This is a genomic window from Streptomyces axinellae, from assembly GCF_039532135.1.
Lineage (GTDB): Bacteria > Actinomycetota > Actinomycetes > Streptomycetales > Streptomycetaceae > Streptomyces > Streptomyces axinellae.
The window spans coordinates 249201-268025 of sequence record NZ_BAAARJ010000007.1 but is presented as its reverse complement, the minus strand read 5'-3'; the positions used below and the strand labels follow the sequence as shown (position 1 = coordinate 268025).

Annotated in this window: 15 protein-coding genes, 1 tRNA gene and 1 pseudogene; 4 read left to right on the top strand and 13 right to left on the bottom strand. The window is 70.3% G+C overall.

The genetic code is table 11. The features are described from left to right. Positions 1-22: 22 nt before the first annotated feature. The 7 genes from ABD339_RS13055 to ABD339_RS13025 all read right to left on the bottom strand — a co-directional run bounded on the left by ABD339_RS13055 (position 23) and on the right by ABD339_RS13025 (position 6259). Positions 23-1267 carry a DUF1906 domain-containing protein gene (locus ABD339_RS13055; protein WP_344565467.1) on the bottom strand — a complete coding sequence of 415 codons (1245 nt, stop codon included), beginning with the start codon at positions 1265-1267 and terminating at the stop codon, positions 23-25. Positions 1268-1420: 153 nt separating this feature from the next. After that, positions 1421-2584 carry a lipid-transfer protein gene (locus ABD339_RS13050; RefSeq protein ID WP_344565465.1) on the bottom strand — a complete coding sequence of 388 codons (1164 nt, stop codon included), beginning with the start codon at positions 2582-2584 and terminating at the stop codon, positions 1421-1423. Further along, positions 2581-3177, bottom strand: a complete 597-nt coding sequence (locus ABD339_RS13045; protein WP_344565463.1) for a MaoC family dehydratase — start codon at positions 3175-3177, stop codon at positions 2581-2583. The genes ABD339_RS13050 and ABD339_RS13045 overlap by 4 nt, the downstream gene beginning before the upstream one ends. Positions 3178-3343: 166 nt before the next feature. After that, the gene (locus ABD339_RS13040) at positions 3344-4255 is read right to left on the bottom strand and encodes a Zn-ribbon domain-containing OB-fold protein (protein WP_344565660.1); all 912 of its coding nucleotides are present in this window, start codon (positions 4253-4255) and stop codon (positions 3344-3346) included. Between the two features lie 430 nt (positions 4256-4685). Beyond that, positions 4686-4967: a hypothetical protein gene (locus tag ABD339_RS13035; RefSeq protein ID WP_344565462.1), complete on the bottom strand. Its 282-nt coding sequence runs from the start codon at positions 4965-4967 to the stop codon at positions 4686-4688. Between the two features lie 199 nt (positions 4968-5166). Continuing rightward, positions 5167-5424, bottom strand: a complete 258-nt coding sequence (locus tag ABD339_RS13030) for a hypothetical protein (RefSeq protein ID WP_344565461.1) — start codon at positions 5422-5424, stop codon at positions 5167-5169. A gap of 238 nt (positions 5425-5662) precedes the next feature. Further along, complete coding sequence (locus tag ABD339_RS13025; protein WP_344565459.1) at positions 5663-6259, bottom strand: TIGR03086 family metal-binding protein; 597 nt, start codon at positions 6257-6259, stop codon at positions 5663-5665. A gap of 353 nt (positions 6260-6612) precedes the next feature. On the opposite strand from ABD339_RS13025, the gene ABD339_RS13020 reads away from it, so the two are divergent. Then, positions 6613-7887 (top strand): FUSC family protein, encoded by a 1275-nt coding sequence (locus ABD339_RS13020; RefSeq protein ID WP_344565457.1) that lies wholly within the window; start codon positions 6613-6615, stop codon positions 7885-7887. A gap of 140 nt (positions 7888-8027) precedes the next feature. Here the strand turns inward: ABD339_RS13020 and ABD339_RS13015 are convergent. The 5 genes and pseudogenes from ABD339_RS13015 to ABD339_RS12995 all read right to left on the bottom strand — a co-directional run bounded on the left by ABD339_RS13015 (position 8028) and on the right by ABD339_RS12995 (position 14151). Then, positions 8028-10347: pseudogene (locus ABD339_RS13015) on the bottom strand (excinuclease ABC subunit UvrA). Positions 10348-10826: 479 nt separating this feature from the next. Next, a complete protein-coding gene (locus ABD339_RS13010; protein WP_344565455.1) occupies positions 10827-11198 on the bottom strand; it encodes a hypothetical protein in 372 nt (123 codons plus the stop codon). A 382-nt stretch (positions 11199-11580) separates the two neighbouring features. After that, positions 11581-12102, bottom strand: a complete 522-nt coding sequence (locus ABD339_RS13005) for an EF-hand domain-containing protein (RefSeq protein ID WP_344565659.1) — start codon at positions 12100-12102, stop codon at positions 11581-11583. Between the two features lie 389 nt (positions 12103-12491). After that, positions 12492-12578 (bottom strand) — tRNA-Ser (locus ABD339_RS13000). Positions 12579-12621: 43 nt separating this feature from the next. Further along, positions 12622-14151 (bottom strand): S1C family serine protease, encoded by a 1530-nt coding sequence (locus ABD339_RS12995; RefSeq protein ID WP_425575970.1) that lies wholly within the window; start codon positions 14149-14151, stop codon positions 12622-12624. 730 nt (positions 14152-14881) lie between these two features. Between ABD339_RS12995 and ABD339_RS12990 the strand changes: the two genes are divergently transcribed. From ABD339_RS12990 to ABD339_RS12980, 3 genes are all read left to right on the top strand, one after another. Continuing rightward, positions 14882-15802, top strand: coding sequence for a glycerophosphodiester phosphodiesterase family protein (locus ABD339_RS12990; RefSeq protein WP_344565452.1), 921 nt, complete (start codon positions 14882-14884; stop codon positions 15800-15802). A gap of 213 nt (positions 15803-16015) precedes the next feature. Next, on the top strand, positions 16016-16660 hold the full coding sequence (locus ABD339_RS12985; protein ID WP_344565451.1) for an ATP-binding protein: 645 nt from the start codon (positions 16016-16018) through the stop codon (positions 16658-16660). A 136-nt stretch (positions 16661-16796) separates the two neighbouring features. Then, positions 16797-17780 (top strand): DUF5926 family protein, encoded by a 984-nt coding sequence (locus ABD339_RS12980; RefSeq protein WP_344565450.1) that lies wholly within the window; start codon positions 16797-16799, stop codon positions 17778-17780. Between the two features lie 280 nt (positions 17781-18060). On the opposite strand, the gene ABD339_RS12975 is transcribed toward ABD339_RS12980, so the two are convergent. Continuing rightward, positions 18061-18741, bottom strand: a complete 681-nt coding sequence (locus ABD339_RS12975; RefSeq protein WP_344565449.1) for a hypothetical protein — start codon at positions 18739-18741, stop codon at positions 18061-18063. Positions 18742-18825: the final 84 nt, after the last annotated feature.

Sequence of the window (18825 nt, the reverse complement as noted above, 5' to 3'; positions counted from 1 at the left end):
AATCAGGGGCGCCTTCGGGAACTCACCCGACGACAGCCACGGGAGCGTCCACGAGGTTCTGGTCGATGTGGGCCGTGTGCCCGCCGTAGGTGCGCTTCACATTGCCCGTGTACTGGTGGATCCGACGGTGCGGCTGCCAGGCCCGGCGGTTGATCCCGCGCTCGCCGTCCAGGGACTTGGGCACGTTCCAGCGCGCGAACCACAAGGCCGTCGGCAGCCCGCGCGCCCCCGCGGCGCGTGCCTTCTCCAGGTGGGAGACGCCCGAGTCGGCGCTGCTGTAGAAACCGGCGACGTAGCCCTGGGCGCGCACCGCGCTGTTCCAGCCCTGGATGAAGCGCAAAGTGGTGGCGGCGCAGCTCTTGTCGCGGTAGCTGTACGCCTCCATGTCGAGGTAGACGGCGCTGTGGCGGACCATGTGGAACCGCTTGGCCTGGCGCACCGCGTCCAGCCCTTCGCGCTTGCCCTGCGCGTAGGGGCCGCTGGTGCTCATGCGGACCTTGCGCTTGTGGGCGGCGCGGACGCAGGGGGACTGGGAGCCGACGTAGAGCGGCAGCAGCTTCCAGCCCAGTTTGTGCACGCCGCGCACCCACTCGGGCGTCAGGTGTTTCTGACGCGGACACGCCCGGCCGCGTCCGCCGATGTAGACGCCCACCGCGCCGAAGGGAGAGGCGCGCTTCCAGGCCCGCATGGTGGCGGCGGACGGTGCCTGGCAGGCGTCGAAGGCGTAGCCCTTGTAGACCTCCGCGCCGAAGGAACGCGGATCGCCCCGAATGAGTGACGGCTGTCCTCCGGGAACATCGGGGGCGCCGGGCGCCGTCGGGTCCTCGGGCGCGTCGGGGGCCGCCGGGTCGAGCAGCGTGCGCGGCTCGGAAGGCTCAGCGGGCTGGGACGGTTGGCCGGACTGGGAGGATTGGCCGGGCTGGGACGGCACGCCCGGTGCTGGGGGCGTGTTGTCCGAGGAGGGCTGGCGCTGCGAGCCGGGGGGCGCCTGACGGGAGGGCCCGGAGGGTACGGCGGCCCCCGGGGGCGCGGCCGGCTGCCGCGAGGCTCTTGGGGCGGACGATGCCGCTGTGCCGGAGGCCGCTCCGGGTGACGGTGGCGCCGGAGGCACGGCCCGGGGTGAGGGAGGCACCGGAGGGTGGCTCGTGACGGGATCGGCCGGTGCCGCCTCGCTTCCGGCGGCGGGCAGCACCCCGGAGGTGAACAGGGCGGCGAGCGCGGCCAGCAGAACGGTTCCCCGGCGAATCATCTTATTTTCGTTGGCCATGTGGCGAGTGAAACGAGTCCCGGCGCATGGATCCGTTCAGGCTCGCCCGCAAGGCCCCCGGATTCAGCCATCTGCCCTGCCCGCCGGCCGCCGGACCGACGGCGCCGTTGCCGCGCCCGGGCTGCGGCGGACAGCAGCCTCCGGACCGGGGGCTTACAACCCGGCCAGCACCAGGCCGGACGTCGGTACTCCCGTACCCGCCGTGACCAGCGCGCGCTCCACGCCGTCCACCTGGTTGACGGCCGTGCCGCGGATCTGGCGTACGGCCTCCGCCATGCCGTTCATCCCGTGCAGGTACGCCTCCCCGAGCTGGCCCCCGTGGGTGTTGAGCGGAATGACCTCCTCCGCCACAAAATCGGCGCCCTCGCCACGCGCGCAGAACCCGAACTCCTCCAGCTGCATGAGCACGAACGGGGTGAAGTGGTCGTACAGAATGCCGACATCGATGTCGCGGGGCACCAGCCCGCTTGTGCGCCACAGCTGCCCGGCTACGACGCCCATCTCCGGCAGCCCCGTCAGGTCGTCGCGGTAGAAGCTCGTCATCTGCTCCTGCCGCCGTCCGGCCCCCTGCGCCGCCGCGGCGATCACGGCGGGCCGGTGCGGCAGATCGCGAGCGCGCTCCACGGAGGTGACCACCAGGGCCTGACCGCCGTCGGTCTCCTGGCAGCAGTCGAGCAGCCGCAGCGGCTCGACTATCCAGCGCGAGGCGGCGTGCTCGGCGAGCGTGATCGGCTTGCCGTAGAAGTAGGCGGCCGGATTGGTCGCCGCGTACTTCCGGTCCGTCACGGCGACGTGCCCGAAGACCTCGGGGCTCAGCCCAAAGGTGTGCAGGTAGCGCCGCGCCGCCATGGCGACCCAGGAGGCGGGTGTGAGCAGGCCGAAGGGCAGCGACCAGCCGAGCGCCGTGCCTTCGGCGGACGGCTCGCGCCGCTGGACACCCGAGCCGAAGCGCCGGCCCGAGCGCTCGTTGAACGCCCGATAGCACACGACCGTCTCGGCGATTCCCGAGGCGACGGCCAGCGCCGCCTGCTGGACGGTGGCGCAGGCGGCACCGCCTCCGTAGTGCACGCGCGAGAAGAACGACAGTTCGCCGATGCCCGCCGCCTGCGCCACGGTGATCTCCGGGCTGGTGTCCATGGTGAAGCTGACCAGGCCATCGACGTCATCCGGTACGAGACCCGCGTCCTCCAACGCCGCCTGGACGGCCTCGACCGCGAGCTTGAGTTCGCTGCGGCCGGAGTCCTTGGAGAACTCGGTGGCACCGATGCCGGCGATCGCCGCACGGCCGCCCAGTGTGTCGCGGCTCCGGAGGCTCATATGTCCGCGCCTTTCTGGACGGTGTCCTGGTCGGCGTCCGGAAAGGCTTCTCGGGCGGGCCCTTGAACGCCCACTTGAACAGCTCCCTGGCCTGGCCCTTGGTCAGCCCCTTGAACGGCTCCGCTTTCCGAATCCCGCGTCCGGATGGTGAGGAGAAGGGTGACCGCGCCTGTGACATGAGCACCCAGACTGTTCCTGCCGAGTACGGCGATCCCGGCCTCCAGAATCGAAGCATCCGGTGCGCCCGTTCCCGTCCCACCGGATGCCGTGACGGAAGTGACGCGGCCGGTCAGTGTCAGGGTGTCGCCCGGGTAGTTGGGGGCACCCAGCCGGATGGCGACCCTCCGCAGCCGCGCGTACGGGCCCGCCCACTCCGTCACGTAGCGCCCCACCAGGCCGTTGGTGGTCAGGATGTTCATGAAGATATCGGGCGAGCCCTTGTCCCTGGCCGCCTCCGCGTCGTGGTGCACGTCCTGGAAGTCGCGTGAGGCGATGGCCCCGGCGACGATGAGCGTGCGCGTCACCGGCACGGCCAGCGGCGGCAGTTCGTCCCCCTCACGGGGCACTGGAGCGTCCACGGGCGCGCTCGTCATCACAGCTCCTCCGTCGCGGTCAGTTCCTCCGCCGGTCACCGGTTCCACCGTCGGCACCTGTTCTTCCGTTGCGGCCGGGCCCTCCGTTGCGGCCGGAGTCCCGCCCCGTTCGGCGAGGAGGGTGCCTGGCGTACCTGGCATGCAGGCGTGCCGAGGGTGGGGTCCATCAGGCCGGCCCCCGGAAGACGGGCAGTTCGAGGTCCTCGTCCACGCGCAGGAACTCCAGCTCGACGGGCATCCCGATGCGCACCTTCTCGCACGGCACTCCGGTGATGTTGCTGACGAGGCGAACGCCCTCGCCGAGTTCGACGAGCGCTACGGCATAGGGCGGCTCGAAGGCGGGGAACGCAGGATGGTGCATCACCACGTAGGAATAGACCGTTCCGTGCCCCGCCGACTCAATGGCCGTCCACGCGCCGGAGCCGCACGCGTGGCACCCGGGCAGCCAGGGGAAACGCGGCGTGGCGCAGGCGTCACACCGCTGGAACAGCAGCTTGTGGCGGGCGACGCCCTCCCAGAAGCCCGCGTTGTCCCGGTTGACCACCGGCCGGGGCCGCCGGGCCGGCGCACCGGGGGCCGCAGCCTGCCTCTCAGCGGTCCTTCCGCCTTCCGCAGGGCGGTACTTGAGGATCCGGAAGCGGTGCGTCCCCACGGTGTCGTCGCCGGTCCGGATGTCCATCCGGGTCGTCACGAAGTATCCGGTGCCCAGTTTCGTCGTCTTGCGCGGCGAAACCGATTCGATCACCGCGTCGAAGGTGATCTCGTCTCCGGGATACAGCTCGCGCACGTACTCCTGTTCGCAGTCGGTGGCGACGACCGAGGTGTACCCAGCGTCCTCCAGCGTGCCCAGCAGCGCGTCGTACGGGCCCGCGCGTCCCTCCCGTCCGCTCATCCCGGCCATCGTCCAGACCTGGAGCATCGTCGCGGGCGCCGAGCCGTCCGGCGGCACGGGGTGTCCCAGGGCCTCGCACCAGTGCCGGACCATCGTCTCGTTGACGGGGTCCCTGCCCCGTGCGGAGGTTGCGGCCGGGCGGCCCTCGTACTCCAGGAGGGTCTCGTGGAGCGCGTCGTCACTCACCGCCGCCTCCTCCGCCGTGCCGCCGACCGTCGTCGCGACGCCGCCTCGCTGGACCTCGCTCACGCCGCCTCCGGGGATGTTGACCTGCGCCCCACGGTTCGTCCGCCCAACTCGACGCCCTCCTGCACGCTTCGCTGCCGTGCGCGGTGGGGGATGGGGCTTTCCTGACTGTCCGTCAGTTCTGGTGAGCCTGTCAAGGTCACCTCTCTCGCCCCCTGGTCCGGGCCAGCCCCCCGAGCGCCGCAGCGCACCCCGACCGGGCATCCCAACACCCCGTGCTCCAGGGCACATTCCTGCCCCCTCCCGGCACACAGAAGCAGCCGCGCGCCCGCGAATGATTCGCGGACGCGCGGCTTCGGTCCATCCCCATGAACGTTCCGGCCGAGTAGCCGGTCAACCCGTCAGATGTTCACCACAGGCTCGTTGATTGTCACCACAGGTTGGTGAAGACGACGGTGTTCGTCTTGTTGTGGGTCTCGTTGGACTGGTCAACAACCGCGCCGTTGCCATTGACGGTGGCATTGTTCGCGTTGTTGGTGTTGTTCCCGTCCCCCCTCGCGCTCTGCGCCTGGGTACTGACACTCGCATTGGAATTCGATCCGTCGTCCGCGAATGAGCCGTTGTCCGCCTGCGCCACCCCGGACATGACGGCGAGGGCGAAAGGAAGGGCGGCGGCAGCTGCGATGACGCGGGCGGTACGGATGCGTGCCATGTTCATTCCTCCAGGAACCATATGTGGGCCGCGAACGCGGCATTGCACCAGTAAGTGCGGTGTTTTTCGGGCGGTTGGCCATCCGCCCGGACGTTGCCTTGCGACGTCGCGGAACCAGAGTTGCCCACCGAATCCCCCGCGAACCACACCTGGCGGAATGATTCGCCCGCAAGTATGACGACGTGTCGATAAACTCCCTTCATGCCCCCAACTCCCCTTCGCCACCACGCACGACAGCCGTCGCGCGGGCTCCGCGCGCATGAAGGATGGCGCAACGGCCCTTCATCCGAGTCCAGTTGAAGGTCTGATGAGGTCCGATCAGGGCGGCACGCAGGCCGAATTCCTTCCGGATACCAAACTTCCGTACGAAGCAGGGTTTATGGGCTTGCTCGCGCATAAGCGCGTGCCGACCAGCCATCGGCGGGAAACCGCCATCGGCCGGGAAACCGCTGTGCACGCGCTCTCCCTCGGCGAGCTTCCGCCTCTCCGCCGGCCACCCCGCGCACACGACCCGCGAGCGCCTCCCCGGGCTCCCGCGCTACCCCGCAGGGCCCTCCGCGGCCGTCACGGGTGGCCTAATGACACCCCTTTGGAGGGGCTGCTCTGTCACGGACGGCCCGGGCCGGGCCGTACGCGGCGCCCTTCCGCCCTCCAGCGCCGACGGAACAGCGCAGCGCCCGGCACGTTGGGCGGCCTCACGTCCCCGTAGGGCGCCAGGCGGGGTCGCGTCCGGTGAGCGCGACCACCCGGTCGAGCAGAGGTGCGTCCTCGGGCACCTGGACGACCGGCCCGAAGAGCCCCTCCCCGCCGTTCCCCCGCACCGCGTCCGCGAGGAACGTGTGTACGGTACGCAGCGACTCCTCGTCGAACCCCGGCTCCTGTCCGGTCGCACGCGCAACGTCCCAGCCGTGCACGACCAGTTCGTTCAACAGCACGCGCCCCGCCACCGCTCCCGTCAGCGAGACCCCGCCCGCCTGGGTGTCGCCCTGCCACGCCGCCGGCGAGCGCCAGGCCGCTGTCACGGCTTCCAGGCCACGGGCGAGCTGCGCGCGCCAGTCCTCGGGCAACGGGCCGGGGCCGTGCTCGGAGGGGGCACGCTCGGTGCTGTCGCCCAGTTCCTTGCGCGCCGCGTACTGGAAGCCCACCGACAGCTCGATCACATGTGCCAGCAGATCGCGCAGCGCGAAGCGCTCGCAGGGCGTGGAACTGTCCAGCGCCGCGTCCCCGGCCCCGTCCACCAGCACGGCCATCCGCCGCGCCGCCGGCCCGATGTCGATCCCCGTCTCCGTCATGCCGCTCGCTTCCCTTTCCGCCGTACGCGTTCGCCGTCTCCGCTCACGACGGACTTCCTACAGAATCCGCCCGGAACCGGTCATCCGCAGTTCGGAGCAGACCATGCACGCCCAGACGCAGGCCGCGGCCGGTCCAGAACCGACCGTTTCCAGCCCGGCACCGAACCCGGGCAGACCGGGGCCGAACGCGCACAGTTCAGGGCGGGCCGCTCGCACCGGACCGGAACAGACCATCCGGGACAGCCGGAGCCGCCGCTTCCCGGCACGGTCGCGTGGAGCGCGGCGGTCACCCGGGCGGCCCCATCGGCGCGCGAGCCTGTCGAACGGCGCCGGAAAGCGGGGAGGGACCCAGGGTGCGCGATGTCACCGATCCTCTGCTGAACCTCGTCCGGCGGCGCCGGGAGCCCGTGGTCGCCCAGACGGCCCGTTCGACCGTCGCCGCCGTGATCGCGTATGTCGTCGCCCGTCAGCTGAGCAGTGAGCCCGCACCGCTCACCGCTCCCCTGACCGCGCTGCTGGTCACCCAGGTCACTCTCTATACGACGCTGAAGACCGGCATGCGCCGGGTGAACGCGGTGGTCGCGGGGGTGCTCATCGCGACCGGCTTCAGCTCCCTGGTGGGGCTCACCTGGTGGAGCCTGGGCGTCGTCATCCTCGCTGCCCTGGTCATCGGCCGTTTTGTCAAGGCCGGAGAGTTCGTCCCGGAGACCGCGATCAGCGCCATGCTCGTCCTGGGCGTGACCCAGGTGGCCGCCATGGCCTGGGACCGGGTGCTGGAGACCTTGGTCGGCGCCGTAGTAGGGCTGGCGTTCAACGTGCTGTTCGTGCCACCCGTATGGGTGCAGCCCGCCAGCGAGGCCGTCATCGACCTCTCCGGCCGGATGCGGCGGCTGCTGCTGAGCCTCGGCGAGCAGGTGCGCGGCCATTCCCCGGTGACGCGGGCCGCCGAACGGCTGCACGAGGCACGGCGGCTCGACCAGGACATCGAACAGGTGGACGCCGACCTGCGCCGTGCCGAGGACAGTCTCCGGCTCAACCCCCGGGTCAAGGAAGGAGCACTCTCCCGGGTGGTGCTGCGCACCGGCCTGGACACCATGGAGATCTGCGCGGTCGTCCTGCGCACGGTGTGCCGGACGCTGGTCGATCTCGCGAAGGCGCGCACAGAAGAGCCACTCTTCGCGCCGCATATCGCCGAGGGACTGCACGAACTGTTCACCCACATGGCCAGTGCGGTCGAAAGCTTCGCCGTACTGATCACCACGCAGGTCAGCACCAACGCGGAGGAGGCCGAGTCACAGCTCGTCCGGGAACTCGACGCCAGCCGCGCCAGCCGCGACACCGTCGCTCTCCATCTGTTGGACGGCGTACAGGAACACCCCCGCCAGTGGCAGCTGCACGGCGCGCTGCTGGCCGAGGTCGATCGCATCCTGGACGAGCTGGACGTGGAGAAGCGCTCCCAGCGGATGTGGGAGGAACTGGACCGGCAATCCCGGCAGCAGCGTGACCGCTACCGGATGCTGCGCGCAAAGCTCGGCTGGCGGCCACGGACGGACGGCGGACGGGAGGAAAACGGCAGGCAGGAGGAGCACGACGAGCGGGGGAAGGACGACCGGATCGAGGAGGACTGAGCCTTCGCCGCCCGCGAGGACAGCGGCCCGAGCCGCCCCCGGCCCCGAGCCGCCCCCGGCTCCGCGCCCCCCGGTTCCGCGCCCCCGGCGGGCTGTACGGCAGCGCCGACGCCGCGTCCCGTACAGCGCCGGCGCCCCGTTCAGGGCAGCGAGCGCCGCAGGTAATCAGCTGTGTGCGTGCGGGAGATGCGCGCCATCTCCTCCGGGGTCCCGGCGAATACGACCTCGCCGCCGTCCGCCCCGGCCTCCGGACCGATATCGATCACATGGTCGGCGTGCTTGACCACATCCAGATCGTGCTCGACCACGATGACGGTGTTGCCCGCGTCCACCAGCCGGTCCAGCAGCGCCAGCAAGGTCTTTACGTCGGCCATGTGCAGCCCCGTCGTCGGCTCGTCGAACACGTAGACGCTCCCCGTCTCGTGCAGCCGGTGCGCGAGCTTGATCCGCTGCCGCTCGCCCCCTGACAGCAGCGACAGCGGCCTGCCGAGGGTGAGGTAGCCGAGACCGACCTCCCGCAGTGGGGAGAGCCGGCGCAGGATCGCGGGGTCGGTGAAGTGTTCCAGGGCCTCCTCGACGGTCATGTTGAGCAGGTCCACGACGTTTTTGCCGTGCATCCGGTACGAGAGAACCTCCGCGCGGAATCGTCGCCCCGCGCACCCCTCGCACACGGTGGTCACCGGGTCCATGAACGCCATGTCCATCGTGACGCTGCCCCGCCCCCGGCAATCCGGGCACGCGCCTGTGGTGTTGAAGCTGAACAGCCCGGCATCGACCCCGTGACGCCGCGCGTACATCCTGCGCACCAGGTCCCAGATGTCGGTGTACGTCGCGGGCGTCGAACGCGCCGAGATCCCGGCGGCCGACTGGTCGAGGACGATGGCCTCCGGATGCCGGGCCGCGAACACCCCGACCAGGGTGCTCTTGCCGGACCCCGCGAGGCCCGTGACGACGGTGAGCACTCCTGCCGGGATGTCCACGCTCACGTTTTTGAGGTTGCGGAACGACGCCGCCCGCACCGTCAGCACGCCCGACGGCCACCTGCGCCGCGCAGTCGGCTTCAGCCCGGTGCGCTCCCGGAAATGTCTGCCGGTGGTCGTGCCGCTCTCCGCGAGCTCGCCGACGGTCCCTTCGAAGACGATCTCACCACCGGATGTGCCGGCTCCAGGACCCACATCGACCACATGATCGGCGATTTCGATCACATCCCGGTCGTGCTCGACGATCAGTACCGTGTTGCCCTTGTCGCGGAGCGCGAGCAGCGATCCGTTCAGCCGGTCCACCTCACGTGCGTGCAGCCCGACGCTGGGCTCGTCGAAGATGTACGTCATGCCCGTGAGGCTGCTGCCCAGGTGGCGCACGGTCTTCAGCCGCTGTCCCTCGCCTCCCGAGAGCGTTTTGGTGGGGCGCTCCAGGGTCAGGTAGCCGAGCCCCACCGCGTCGATGCGCCCCAACGCCGCGAGCGCCGCCCCGACCGCCGGGCCACCCACCGGATCCCGCGCAACGGCCAGTCCTCCGAGTACTCGCGTCAGTTCGCGGATCTCCATCGCACACAAGTCCGCGATGCGGTAGCCCTCGATACGGGACGCCAGCGCGCGCTCGTTCAGCCGCGCTCCCCCGCACTCCGGACAGGCGGCCTCGGTGACGACCCGCTCCGCGCTCTCGCGCTCGCGATCGCTCAGCGACTCCAGCCCCGGCTTGATGAAGCGGCGGGTGAAGCGCGGCACCACACCCTCGTAGTCGTTCAGCGCGACGTGCCCCGGGCCGTCGCCGTGGGGACGCTGGGTCCGGAAGCCGCCGCCGTACAGCAGCAGTTCACGCTCGCTCTCCGAGTAGTCATGAAGCGGCTTGTCCGGGTCGAAAACGGTCGCTGCTTCCGCCAGCCCCGGTCCTCCCGCGCCCTTTACCGTCGGATCGCGCATAACGCTTCCAGTAGTTCGTCCCCACCGCGAACGCCGGATGCCGGATGGCCCCTTCGTTCAACGACTTCGACTCATCCAGCAGCTTGTCCAGATCCAGCCGCACCGCCCGCCCGAGCCCGTCGCACGCAGAACACATCCCCTGCGGATCGTTGAACGAGTACAGATGCGACGGCCCGGCGCTCGGCTCCCCGCACCGCGAGAACAGCACCCGCAGCACCGGGTTGACCTCGGTCATCGTCCCTACCGTCGAACGCGAACCGCCCCTGACGGGCTTCTGATCGACGATGATCGCCGGTGTCAGGTTCTCCATGAACTCGAACTTCGGCCGCTCGTAGCGCGGCAGACGGTTCCGGACGAACCAGGGGAAAACCTCGTTCAGTTGCCGCTGCGACTCGATCGCCACCGTGTCGAACACCAACGACGACTTGCCCGACCCCGAGACCCCCGTCACCACGGTCACCCGGCCCAACGGTATACGCAGCGTCACCCCTCGCAGGTTGTTCTCCCGTACGCCGCGGATCACGATCTCCCCCGCCACCCGTTCCTCCTCCCCACGTCCGGCCCCACTCTCTTCCACCCTCCCCCAGAAACCGGACACCTCTTGTCGAGTTTCCCCGGCCCCGTCCAGCCGGGTTCTGCCCGGGGTGACGAGAAGAACGGGACAAGCAGAGGAACGGGAAAACGCGAGGGGAAACGCGGGAGAAGCCAGGCACAGAACCGGCAGAACGAGCCGACCGCACATACGGCTGACCGCCGCCTCTTGTGGAGACGACGGTCAGCCGATCACCGCTCCCTCCTGGGCGGAACACTCGGGGGCGGAATATTCCCGAGGGGGCGGAATTCTCTATGTGGCTTTACGTAAATCCATGGACCCGCGGACCGCGGACGTGCGCCGGAGCAGAAGCCCCCGTCAAAGACCGCTCTCGCCAAGACCGCTCTCGTCAAGGGAAGGGAGGATCCCAATAGCGCGCCGGGCCGCCGTACACCCGTCAGCACTCGGGCCGCGCGAGACCGGCATCAGCGGCATGCCGCGCTCTCCCGGAGGGGCATCATCCGCCCTCGTACCCCCGCCGACCGCCGCGCTCCCGCACGGTGCGGGGAGGCACCAGCCGCCACCTCCACCGGCTTGATCATCTCCTTGGGCTTCACCAGGGCCCGCCCCTGGTCTTCGCCGCTCTCCCCGTTCGCTCCCGCGCTCTCCGCGACATAGGTGCGCCAGGTGCCGACCCCCAGCACAACTCCGGCGACGAGCGCGAGGACAGCCATCACATCGGCTGGACGAACACGGGATCGACGCCCTTCACCAGATTGCCGGCCGGCCTCGCCCACGGTCTCGCCGTGCCGGACCCGCCACCTCGTCTCCGTGCCGTTGTTCTGTGGCTCACCCACTGCTCTCACCTGCCCTCATCCCTGCTCCTCGCCGGACGGCCGTCCTTCGGCCCGCCTTCTCACGGACCACGAGCCGCACCAACCCGTCCTCATGTGTGATGCGGCCCCTGGCCGAAAAGTTCACGGCCTCTTTCAGCCGGTTCCAAAGCGAGGCCGGACCGGTTCCGAAGCGAGGCCGGTCCGGGGCCCCAAAAGCCCCCTGTGCCCCGTTCCTCAACTCCCAGGAGAGATCGAGCAGCACTCAGTATTCAGCAGTAACCGCCGCTCCAAACCGCCCACTTCACCCCCATCGGACTTCGCCGTCCGCGAGCACGGGTGGACCCGTCAAAGCATGTGAGAAGGGGCACCCGGGGGGAGCCGGGTGCCCCTTCTCACGTGACGCTCACTCCCGCCCGCTGGTCTCCAATTCCCCATTGCTGTACAGAACCGCACCCGCGGGGGAATGCTCTCCCGAGATGTGAGTGCGGATCGACATGAGGTAATCGTGGCGGTTCACGCGTCCGTCGCCGTCGGTGTCGAGTGCCTCGAAGGCGGCCTCGGCGTTGCCGACAGGATTGTTCAGCGCCGTACGCAGCGTGATGAACTCCGGTCGGCTGAGGGAGCCGTCCTTGTCGGTGTCCGCGAGGTCGAACAGGGCGCCGAGTGCCGGCGAGCAGATGTTGTCGAAGGCGTCGACTCCCACCCATGCCAGATACTCGTCTTCGGTCATCTTGCCGTCACCGTCCGCGTCCATGACGGCCCATGCCTGTTCCCCGGCGGCACGTGCGTGGACGACCATGGGGTCGTCGTCTCCGCGTCCCGTTGCCGCTGTCACCCGATCGATCCGTGTGAAGTAGTCCTCCCTGGAGATCACTCCGTCCCCGTCCGTGTCGAGCATGGCGAAGACGAGCCGCTTGGCAGCCATTCCGCTCACTGGGCACCCTTTCAGTCAGGCCGGCCATCACGTCACCGGCCGAATTCCTGGCTGACCTGTCCTCCCCCTCGCACTTGTGCGGTCAAGCCCGCCGTACGGGTGTCGTCCCGCCCAGGGGTGACTTGTGGCCGGTCGTTGCGCAGAGAGGATCACCTGCGCCCATGTGCCCCGACAGGCTGTGACCGGACCGGACCGCTACATCTCCGCGGCCGGCCCACAGCCGGCCCGCGACTGGCGGCGCACGCTGGTCAGGGCCGGGAACACAAGCGCACAACGCACAGGCTGAGGCACCACACACAGCGAAGGCATCCCACGGCGAAGGGGCACCACCCACTGGTGGTGCCCCTTCATGAACTGGGCCTTGAGCCGGGTTCAGACTGCGGAGGCGGTGGGATTTGAACCCACGGAGACATCGCTGCCTCGACGGTTTTCAAGACCGTTCCCTTCGGCCGCTCGGGCACACCTCCCCGCGCCGTCCGTGGACGACGCGGGGACCAGCCTAGCGTGTGGTCACTTGTCGCCCTTGCGGGAGCCGAGGGTCAGCTCGGCCGTGTGCGCCTTGCCGTCCCGTTCATAGGTCAGCTTGACCTTTTCGCCCGGCTTGTGGGTCCAGATGGTGCCGATGAGGGTGGGGCCGCTGTCGATGACCGTGTCGTTGAGCTTGGTGATGCGGTCGCCGGGCTTCAGGCCCGCCTTCTCGGCAGGGCTGCCGGAGGGGATCGATTCGCTGCCGCCCTCGCCGTTCTGGGAGATGGTGGCGCCGTTGCCGCCGCCGCCCAGTTCCACGGTCGCGCCGATGACGGGGTAGACGGGCTGGCCCGTCTTGATCAGCTGGCCGGCCACCCGCTTGGCCTGGTTGACGGGGATCGCGAAGCCGAGGCCGACGCTTCCGGACTGGCCCTGGCCGCCCATGCCGCCGCCTCCGCCGCCGCCCGCCGGCTGGATCGCGGAGTTGATGCCGATCACGGCGCCCTGCGCGTCGAGCAGTGGGCCGCCCGAGTTGCCAGGGTTGATCGACGCGTCCGTCTGGAGCGCGCTCATGTACGAGGGGTTGGCGCCCTGGCCGTCGCTGGAGGCCACCGGACGGTTCTTCGCGCTGATGATGCCCGTGGTGACCGTGCCCGAGAGGCCGAAGGGGGCGCCGATCGCGATCGTCGCGTCGCCGACCGCCACTCCGCTGGAGTTGGCCAGCGGGAGCGGGTTGAGCTTGCGGTCGCCCGCGCCCTTGAGCTTGATGACGGCGACGTCGTAGCCCTGGGCCTCGCCCACGACCTGCGCGCTGTACTTCTTGCCGTCGGAGAACGTCGCCGTGAGCTTGCCGCCGCGTGCCCCGTTGGCCACCACGTGGTTGTTGGTGAGGATGTGGCCTTCCTTGTCGAAGACGAAGCCGGTGCCCGTGCCCTCCTCGCCCCCGCCGGACGACTGGATCGTGACCACGCTCGGCAGCGCCTTCGCGGCTATCCCCGCGACCGACTTGGGCGAGCGGTTCAGCGTCTTGGGGTCCGAGGAGGAGGTGATGGTGGTGGTGTCACCGTTCGAGCCTCGGTCGGCAGCCCAGAAGCCGAGGCCGCCGCCCACACCACCCGCGACGAGCGCCGCGACGACGACCCCGGCGAGCAGCGCACCGCGGCGCCTCTTGCCCTGATCCGGGCCGGGGCCACCCGCCGGCGGCATCGCCCAGGGGTCGTGCGGCGGAACGCCGCCCGGGCCGCCGGGACCGGCAGGCCCTGCGGGGCCGCCACCCGAGCCGTACGGCGGAACCGGTGGGGGCGTCGGCGTATTCGGGCCGTAGCCCCAGCCGCCGCCCTGGCCCGCCCCGCCTTGGCCGACGCCGCCTTGGCCCGTGTCCCCCGGCTCCGGCTTGTTCATCGCGACGGGCGGGCCCGCGGGCGGAGCTGGTGTGCCGACACCGGCTCCGGAGCCAGGAATCGCACCGCCACGAGCGCCCGCATCCGCACTCCCGCCCGGTGCCGTGGATCCGGGGCCTTCCGTCGAGGCGTTCGTCGGGCTGTCCGACCGGGTTTCGTGCTGCGGCTGCATGACGAAGGTGTCCTCCGCGGTGCCCCTCTCGGGTACTACACCGTCCTGGACGGCTGGGCCATCCTGCGTACGGTCGGCGGCAGGCGAGTGGGATGAGGAAGTGGGGGTGGTTGCGCCGGAAGAAGGAGAAGAGGCGCTAGAGGTGGGGGAGTCGGGCGAGGTCAGCGGGGAATCGCTGCCCCCAGGGCTCGTCGGGGCGCCGGTCGACGGGGCGTCCGCCGACGCCGGGGGCGTGGGGTTCGGCCCCGCCGCAGGCGTCACGGCAGCGCCCTCGTTCTCGGTGCTCACAGCTCACTCCTCATCAGGTACACGACATCGCAGGGATGGGACATTCACATATTCGGGTATCCGCAGACAGCTTTTCCCATCAGGTGTCAGACGGGCGTAAGCCGGCACACAGCCTCGGCTGCGCGGTTCTTACATCCGGCCAACACTGGTCAATACCGACAGGGCGCCCTCTTCGCTCTCACTCACTCATGCGTTCCACTGCTACGCCCTCCGTGATCACGGGTCCAGCGTAGGCGCGGCCGGGTCGCACCGCTCCTCGGCGCCGGAACTGCCGTGCGAACGGGCGCGCGGCCCGCCGGGAAGCCCGCCCGTACGCCGCCCGGCGGCCGAGTGCGGCCCTGCGGCCCGGAGTCCGGGGCCGAGCGGTCCCGCGAAGCCGTACGCAAGTTCGTGCGCAAAGCCCTGCACAACGTGTTCGCCGACCCGGTGGCACGATAACCCGGTGAGCTATGAGATCGACGCCGGGTCGCGCCGCCGTCTCACCCGCCCTCTGTCCGTCATCGCCCACCGGGGGGCCTCGATGGAGGCCCCGGAACACACCCTCGCCGCCTACCGCCGTGCCATCGAAGAGGGCGCCGACGGCTTGGAGTGCGACGTGCGGCTGACCGCTGACGGCCATCTCGTCTGTGTGCACGACCGCAGGGTCAACCGGACCTCCAACGGACGCGGCGCCGTCTCCGCCCTGGAGCTGGCCGATCTCGCCGCCCTCGACTTCGGCTCCTGGAAGGGCAGGCACGCCGACCCGTACGAGTCACCGGATACCGACACGGACACCGATGCGGTGCCCGCCCCGGGAGCACGCATCTCCGCGCAACCGGATACCGGCGTGAAAGCGGCCGACGGCGACGGATCGCCGGACCGCGCCGGAGGCCGGACCGAGCGCACCTCGGTCCTCACTCTCGACCGGCTGCTGCGGCTCGTGGCCGAAGCACCACGTCCCGTCGAACTGGCCATCGAGACCAAACACCCCACCCGGTGGGCCGGGCATGTGGAAGAGCGCCTCCTGGAACTGCTCGACCGCCACCGGCTGAGCACCCCCGTGCGCGTCATGAGCTTCTCCGCCCGCTCCCTCCAGCGGGTCCGCATGGCCGCACCGCACCTGCCGACGGTCTACCTGACGCAGTTGCTGCTGCCCCGCCACCGGGACGGCAGGCTGCCGCACGGGGTGCGCATCGCGGGCCCGAGCATCCGCATCCTGCGCTCACACCCCGAATACGTGGCCCGCTCCCACCGCGCCGGCAACGAGGTGCACGTATGGACGGTGGACGAGCCGGAGGATGTGGAGCTGTGCGCCCGCCTGGGGGTTGACGCGATCATCACGAATCGCCCCCAGCAGGTCCGCTCCCAACTGGGGCTCGGCTGAGCCGAACTCGTCCTGCCCCCGCACCACCCCGATTCGCCCCTCCGGCTCATCACCTCAATTCACCGCATTCACGGATCACTTACCGGGGGTGCTCCGGCGCATCCGCTGCGTAGTGCAGAGCCGTGTGTGCGTCAAGAGAGCGGACATGGCCGGTTTCCTGTGCACTCGTGTGGGGCATTCATCCGATGGCGTGGGGCAAAGGAGGTCTCGGGGGTGGCGTTGGTGGTGGCACAAGAGGTGCCTACATCGTCGGCGATGGCCGTGTCCCATGGCCCGTCGGCCGTGGGGGTCGCGAGGCGCAGGATGCGCGAGGAACTTCTCGCCAGCGGTGCGCCGGACGCGGTGATCGACGATGCGATTCTGATCCTTTCCGAACTGCTCAGCAACGCGTGCCGTCACGCACGCCCGTTGAGCACGGGAATCACCAGATCGAACGGTACGAGCAGAGCGAACATAACGAACGGCGACAGCAGGAACGGCACAAGCGGCGAGAGCGCTCCGGATACCCCGGACGCCGCGGACATGACGCATCCGGCCAACGGCGCCGGGGGCGTCGTCGAAGCCGCCTGGCACAGGGACGCACGGGGGGAACTGACTATTTCCGTCACGGACGGCGGTGGCCCGACCCGGCCACTTCCGGCCACCCCCTCGGTCACCGCGCGCGGCGGCAGAGGACTCGCCATCATCACGTCACTGGCCCGTGACTGGGGCGTCAGCACGGCACGGAAAGGCTCCAGCAACGGGGGCGGGGCAGAGGGAGTGACGGTCTGGGCGGTTCTGCCGCCGAGCGGCTCCTTCAGCAGCCGGGTCGCCGCGAGCCTGGATCTCGACCTGGCCTCCCTGGAAGAACTGGGCTGACCGGCCGCCCACCGGATACGCGCTGCCTTCCGCGCCCTCTCGCACCGCGAGCGGAGCGTGAGAGGCAGCGCGTCCGTCACAAGGACTAGGATCGCGGCTCCCGGACACACCGCCGCACACCTGGAGAACCGCTCGCATGGCCAAGAAGCGCCGCCCCCAGTCAACCCCCGCGAGCAGCGCGGGAAGCTACCCGGTCGTCGGCGCCCGTCAGCCGTGCCCCTGCGGTTCGGGCCGCCGCTACAAGGCGTGCCACGGCAGGGAAGCCGCGCATGCGGCGACCGAACTGGTGCGTCGCCCCTTCGAGGGGCTGCCCAACGAGAGCGACTGGGTCGCCCTGCGCGAGCTGGTTCCCGCCGGAACGGCACGGCTGACGCTCAAGGAGGGGCTGCCCGAGGGCGTTCCCGCCGTGACGCTCGCGACGGTGCTGCCGATGGCGTGGCCCGCCCTGCGCCGGGACAGCGGCGAGGTCCTGCTCGGCCTCCAGAACGACACGGCCTCCGGCGACATCAGCCGCGACCTGGCGGGCACGCTGGGCCGCGCGCTGGCCGCCGAGCCGGGCACGCCCGTCGCCGCGGGCAGACCCGATCCGCAAGGGCCGCGGCTGCAGGATCTGCTGGACCTGGACGCGCCGTTCGAGCCCGTGGTGCACAGCGGCTTCGAGTTCTGGATCGACGGGGAGGACCAGCCCGCCGGCGAGGTCGCCGCGTCCTTGGAGAGTGCCAATTCGGCCGCCATCCCGACGGCCCGGCTCTCCGGGGTGGAAGGCGCGTATTGGTGTGAGGCGCCGGAAAAGAACCATCTGCGCTGGGTGATGACCCACCCGGAGGAGCGGCTCCTGGACGCGCTCGCACGACTGCACGCACAGGGCGCCTCCACGCTGGGTGAGGTTTCCGGAACGTCCGCCACCGAGGGGTCCCGTCTGGTGGGCTCCTTCCGCGCGCACGGCCTGACCGTTCCGGTATGGGATCTTCCGTCCGGGATGACCTCGGAGGACTGCGAGAAGCCCGCCGCCGCCTTCGCCGAGCGCCTTGCCGAGGCACTGGCGACCACCGCCCCGCTGACGGCGGAGGAGCGCAGGGCGCGCAGCGGTCTCACCAACCGTCAGGTGACGCTCAGCTAAGGGTTGTCGGCGGATTCCGAAACGGGTGTGCGAAGAAAGTGTGACCGTGACTCGTGTCACACCGGAGGTTCAACTCCCCGTACTCACAGGTAAATCGGCGTCCGGATATGGGCGATCGAATTTGCGAACGGCCGATCTCTTGTTACCGTTCTAGGTGCCCGGTCGCTGGTGCATCCCCCGTCGCCAGCGACCGGGTTTTTCCATGCCCGCACTCCGGTGCGTCCTAGGGCCCTGCCTCGGCCCCGTGGCTCCGCCACCCGTCGCCCCCCCAACCGGCTCCCTAACTCCGCGTCTGCCCGGGCGAGTTGCTGCCGGAGCGCAGCAGGCGTCGCTCACCATCCGCCGAGGCGACCTCCGCGACCGCCGAGTACAGCCCCTCCCCCGCTTCGTCATCGGCGCTGCCGCCCGCCCTGCCGCCCGAGTGCCGTGGCGTCTCGCAGATCCCCGGCTCGTCCGCCGCCGGCAGCGTGCAGTGCACCTGGAGGTTCCGGCCGTCGGGACGCATCAAGGTGAGGACTGCGGGCAGCTGGCTGTTTGTCGCGTTTCTGTAGTACGTCCGTGCCCAGGTGTCCCCATCCTCCGCCAAGACACAGGTCTGAGCCTCCACACCTTCGGGTGACGCGGTTTCCGGGCCGCAGGAGGAGGCGGCGGGACGTGCGCCCCGGCCCCCGGACCGGTCGGCCAGCTCCGGAACGTCCGCACCCGCGGGGGGTTTGCCGTCGTCTCTCCCGGACGCGTCCTCCCCACGCGCGTCCGACGGCCCCCGTCCGGCCTCCCCGGCGGGCCCGGAGCCGCGCTCCGCGCCACTGAGCCCGGCACGAGCGGCCTCGGACGCCCTGGACGCCAGACGTGCGTCCTCGCCGGCGACCGCCGCGGCGAGCGGCAGTGCGACGGCGAGTGCGACCGTGCTGGCGAGCGCGACGACACGGAGCCGGGACGCGCGCTGTTGCGGCTGGTGCATGAGGGACCCCACCTGGGACTGGAGGAACGGAGGGAGCGAGAAGAGGGGAGGAGAGCGAAGAGAGGACGCGGGGCGGGAGGTGCC

Coding starts and splice junctions, on each gene's coding strand:
- ABD339_RS13055 (WP_344565467.1), bottom strand. CDS start 1,267: ATGGCCAACGAAAATAAGATGATTCGCCGGGGAACCGTTCTGCTGGCC.
- ABD339_RS13050 (WP_344565465.1), bottom strand. CDS start 2,584: ATGAGCCTCCGGAGCCGCGACACACTGGGCGGCCGTGCGGCGATCGCC.
- ABD339_RS13045 (WP_344565463.1), bottom strand. CDS start 3,177: ATGACGAGCGCGCCCGTGGACGCTCCAGTGCCCCGTGAGGGGGACGAA.
- ABD339_RS13035 (WP_344565462.1), bottom strand. CDS start 4,967: ATGGCACGCATCCGTACCGCCCGCGTCATCGCAGCTGCCGCCGCCCTT.
- ABD339_RS13025 (WP_344565459.1), bottom strand. CDS start 6,259: ATGACGGAGACGGGGATCGACATCGGGCCGGCGGCGCGGCGGATGGCC.
- ABD339_RS13005 (WP_344565659.1), bottom strand. CDS start 12,102: ATGGCTGCCAAGCGGCTCGTCTTCGCCATGCTCGACACGGACGGGGAC.
- ABD339_RS12995 (WP_425575970.1), bottom strand. CDS start 14,151: ATGCAGCCGCAGCACGAAACCCGGTCGGACAGCCCGACGAACGCCTCG.
- ABD339_RS12980 (WP_344565450.1), top strand. CDS start 16,797: ATGGCCAAGAAGCGCCGCCCCCAGTCAACCCCCGCGAGCAGCGCGGGA.
- ABD339_RS12975 (WP_344565449.1), bottom strand. CDS start 18,741: ATGCACCAGCCGCAACAGCGCGCGTCCCGGCTCCGTGTCGTCGCGCTC.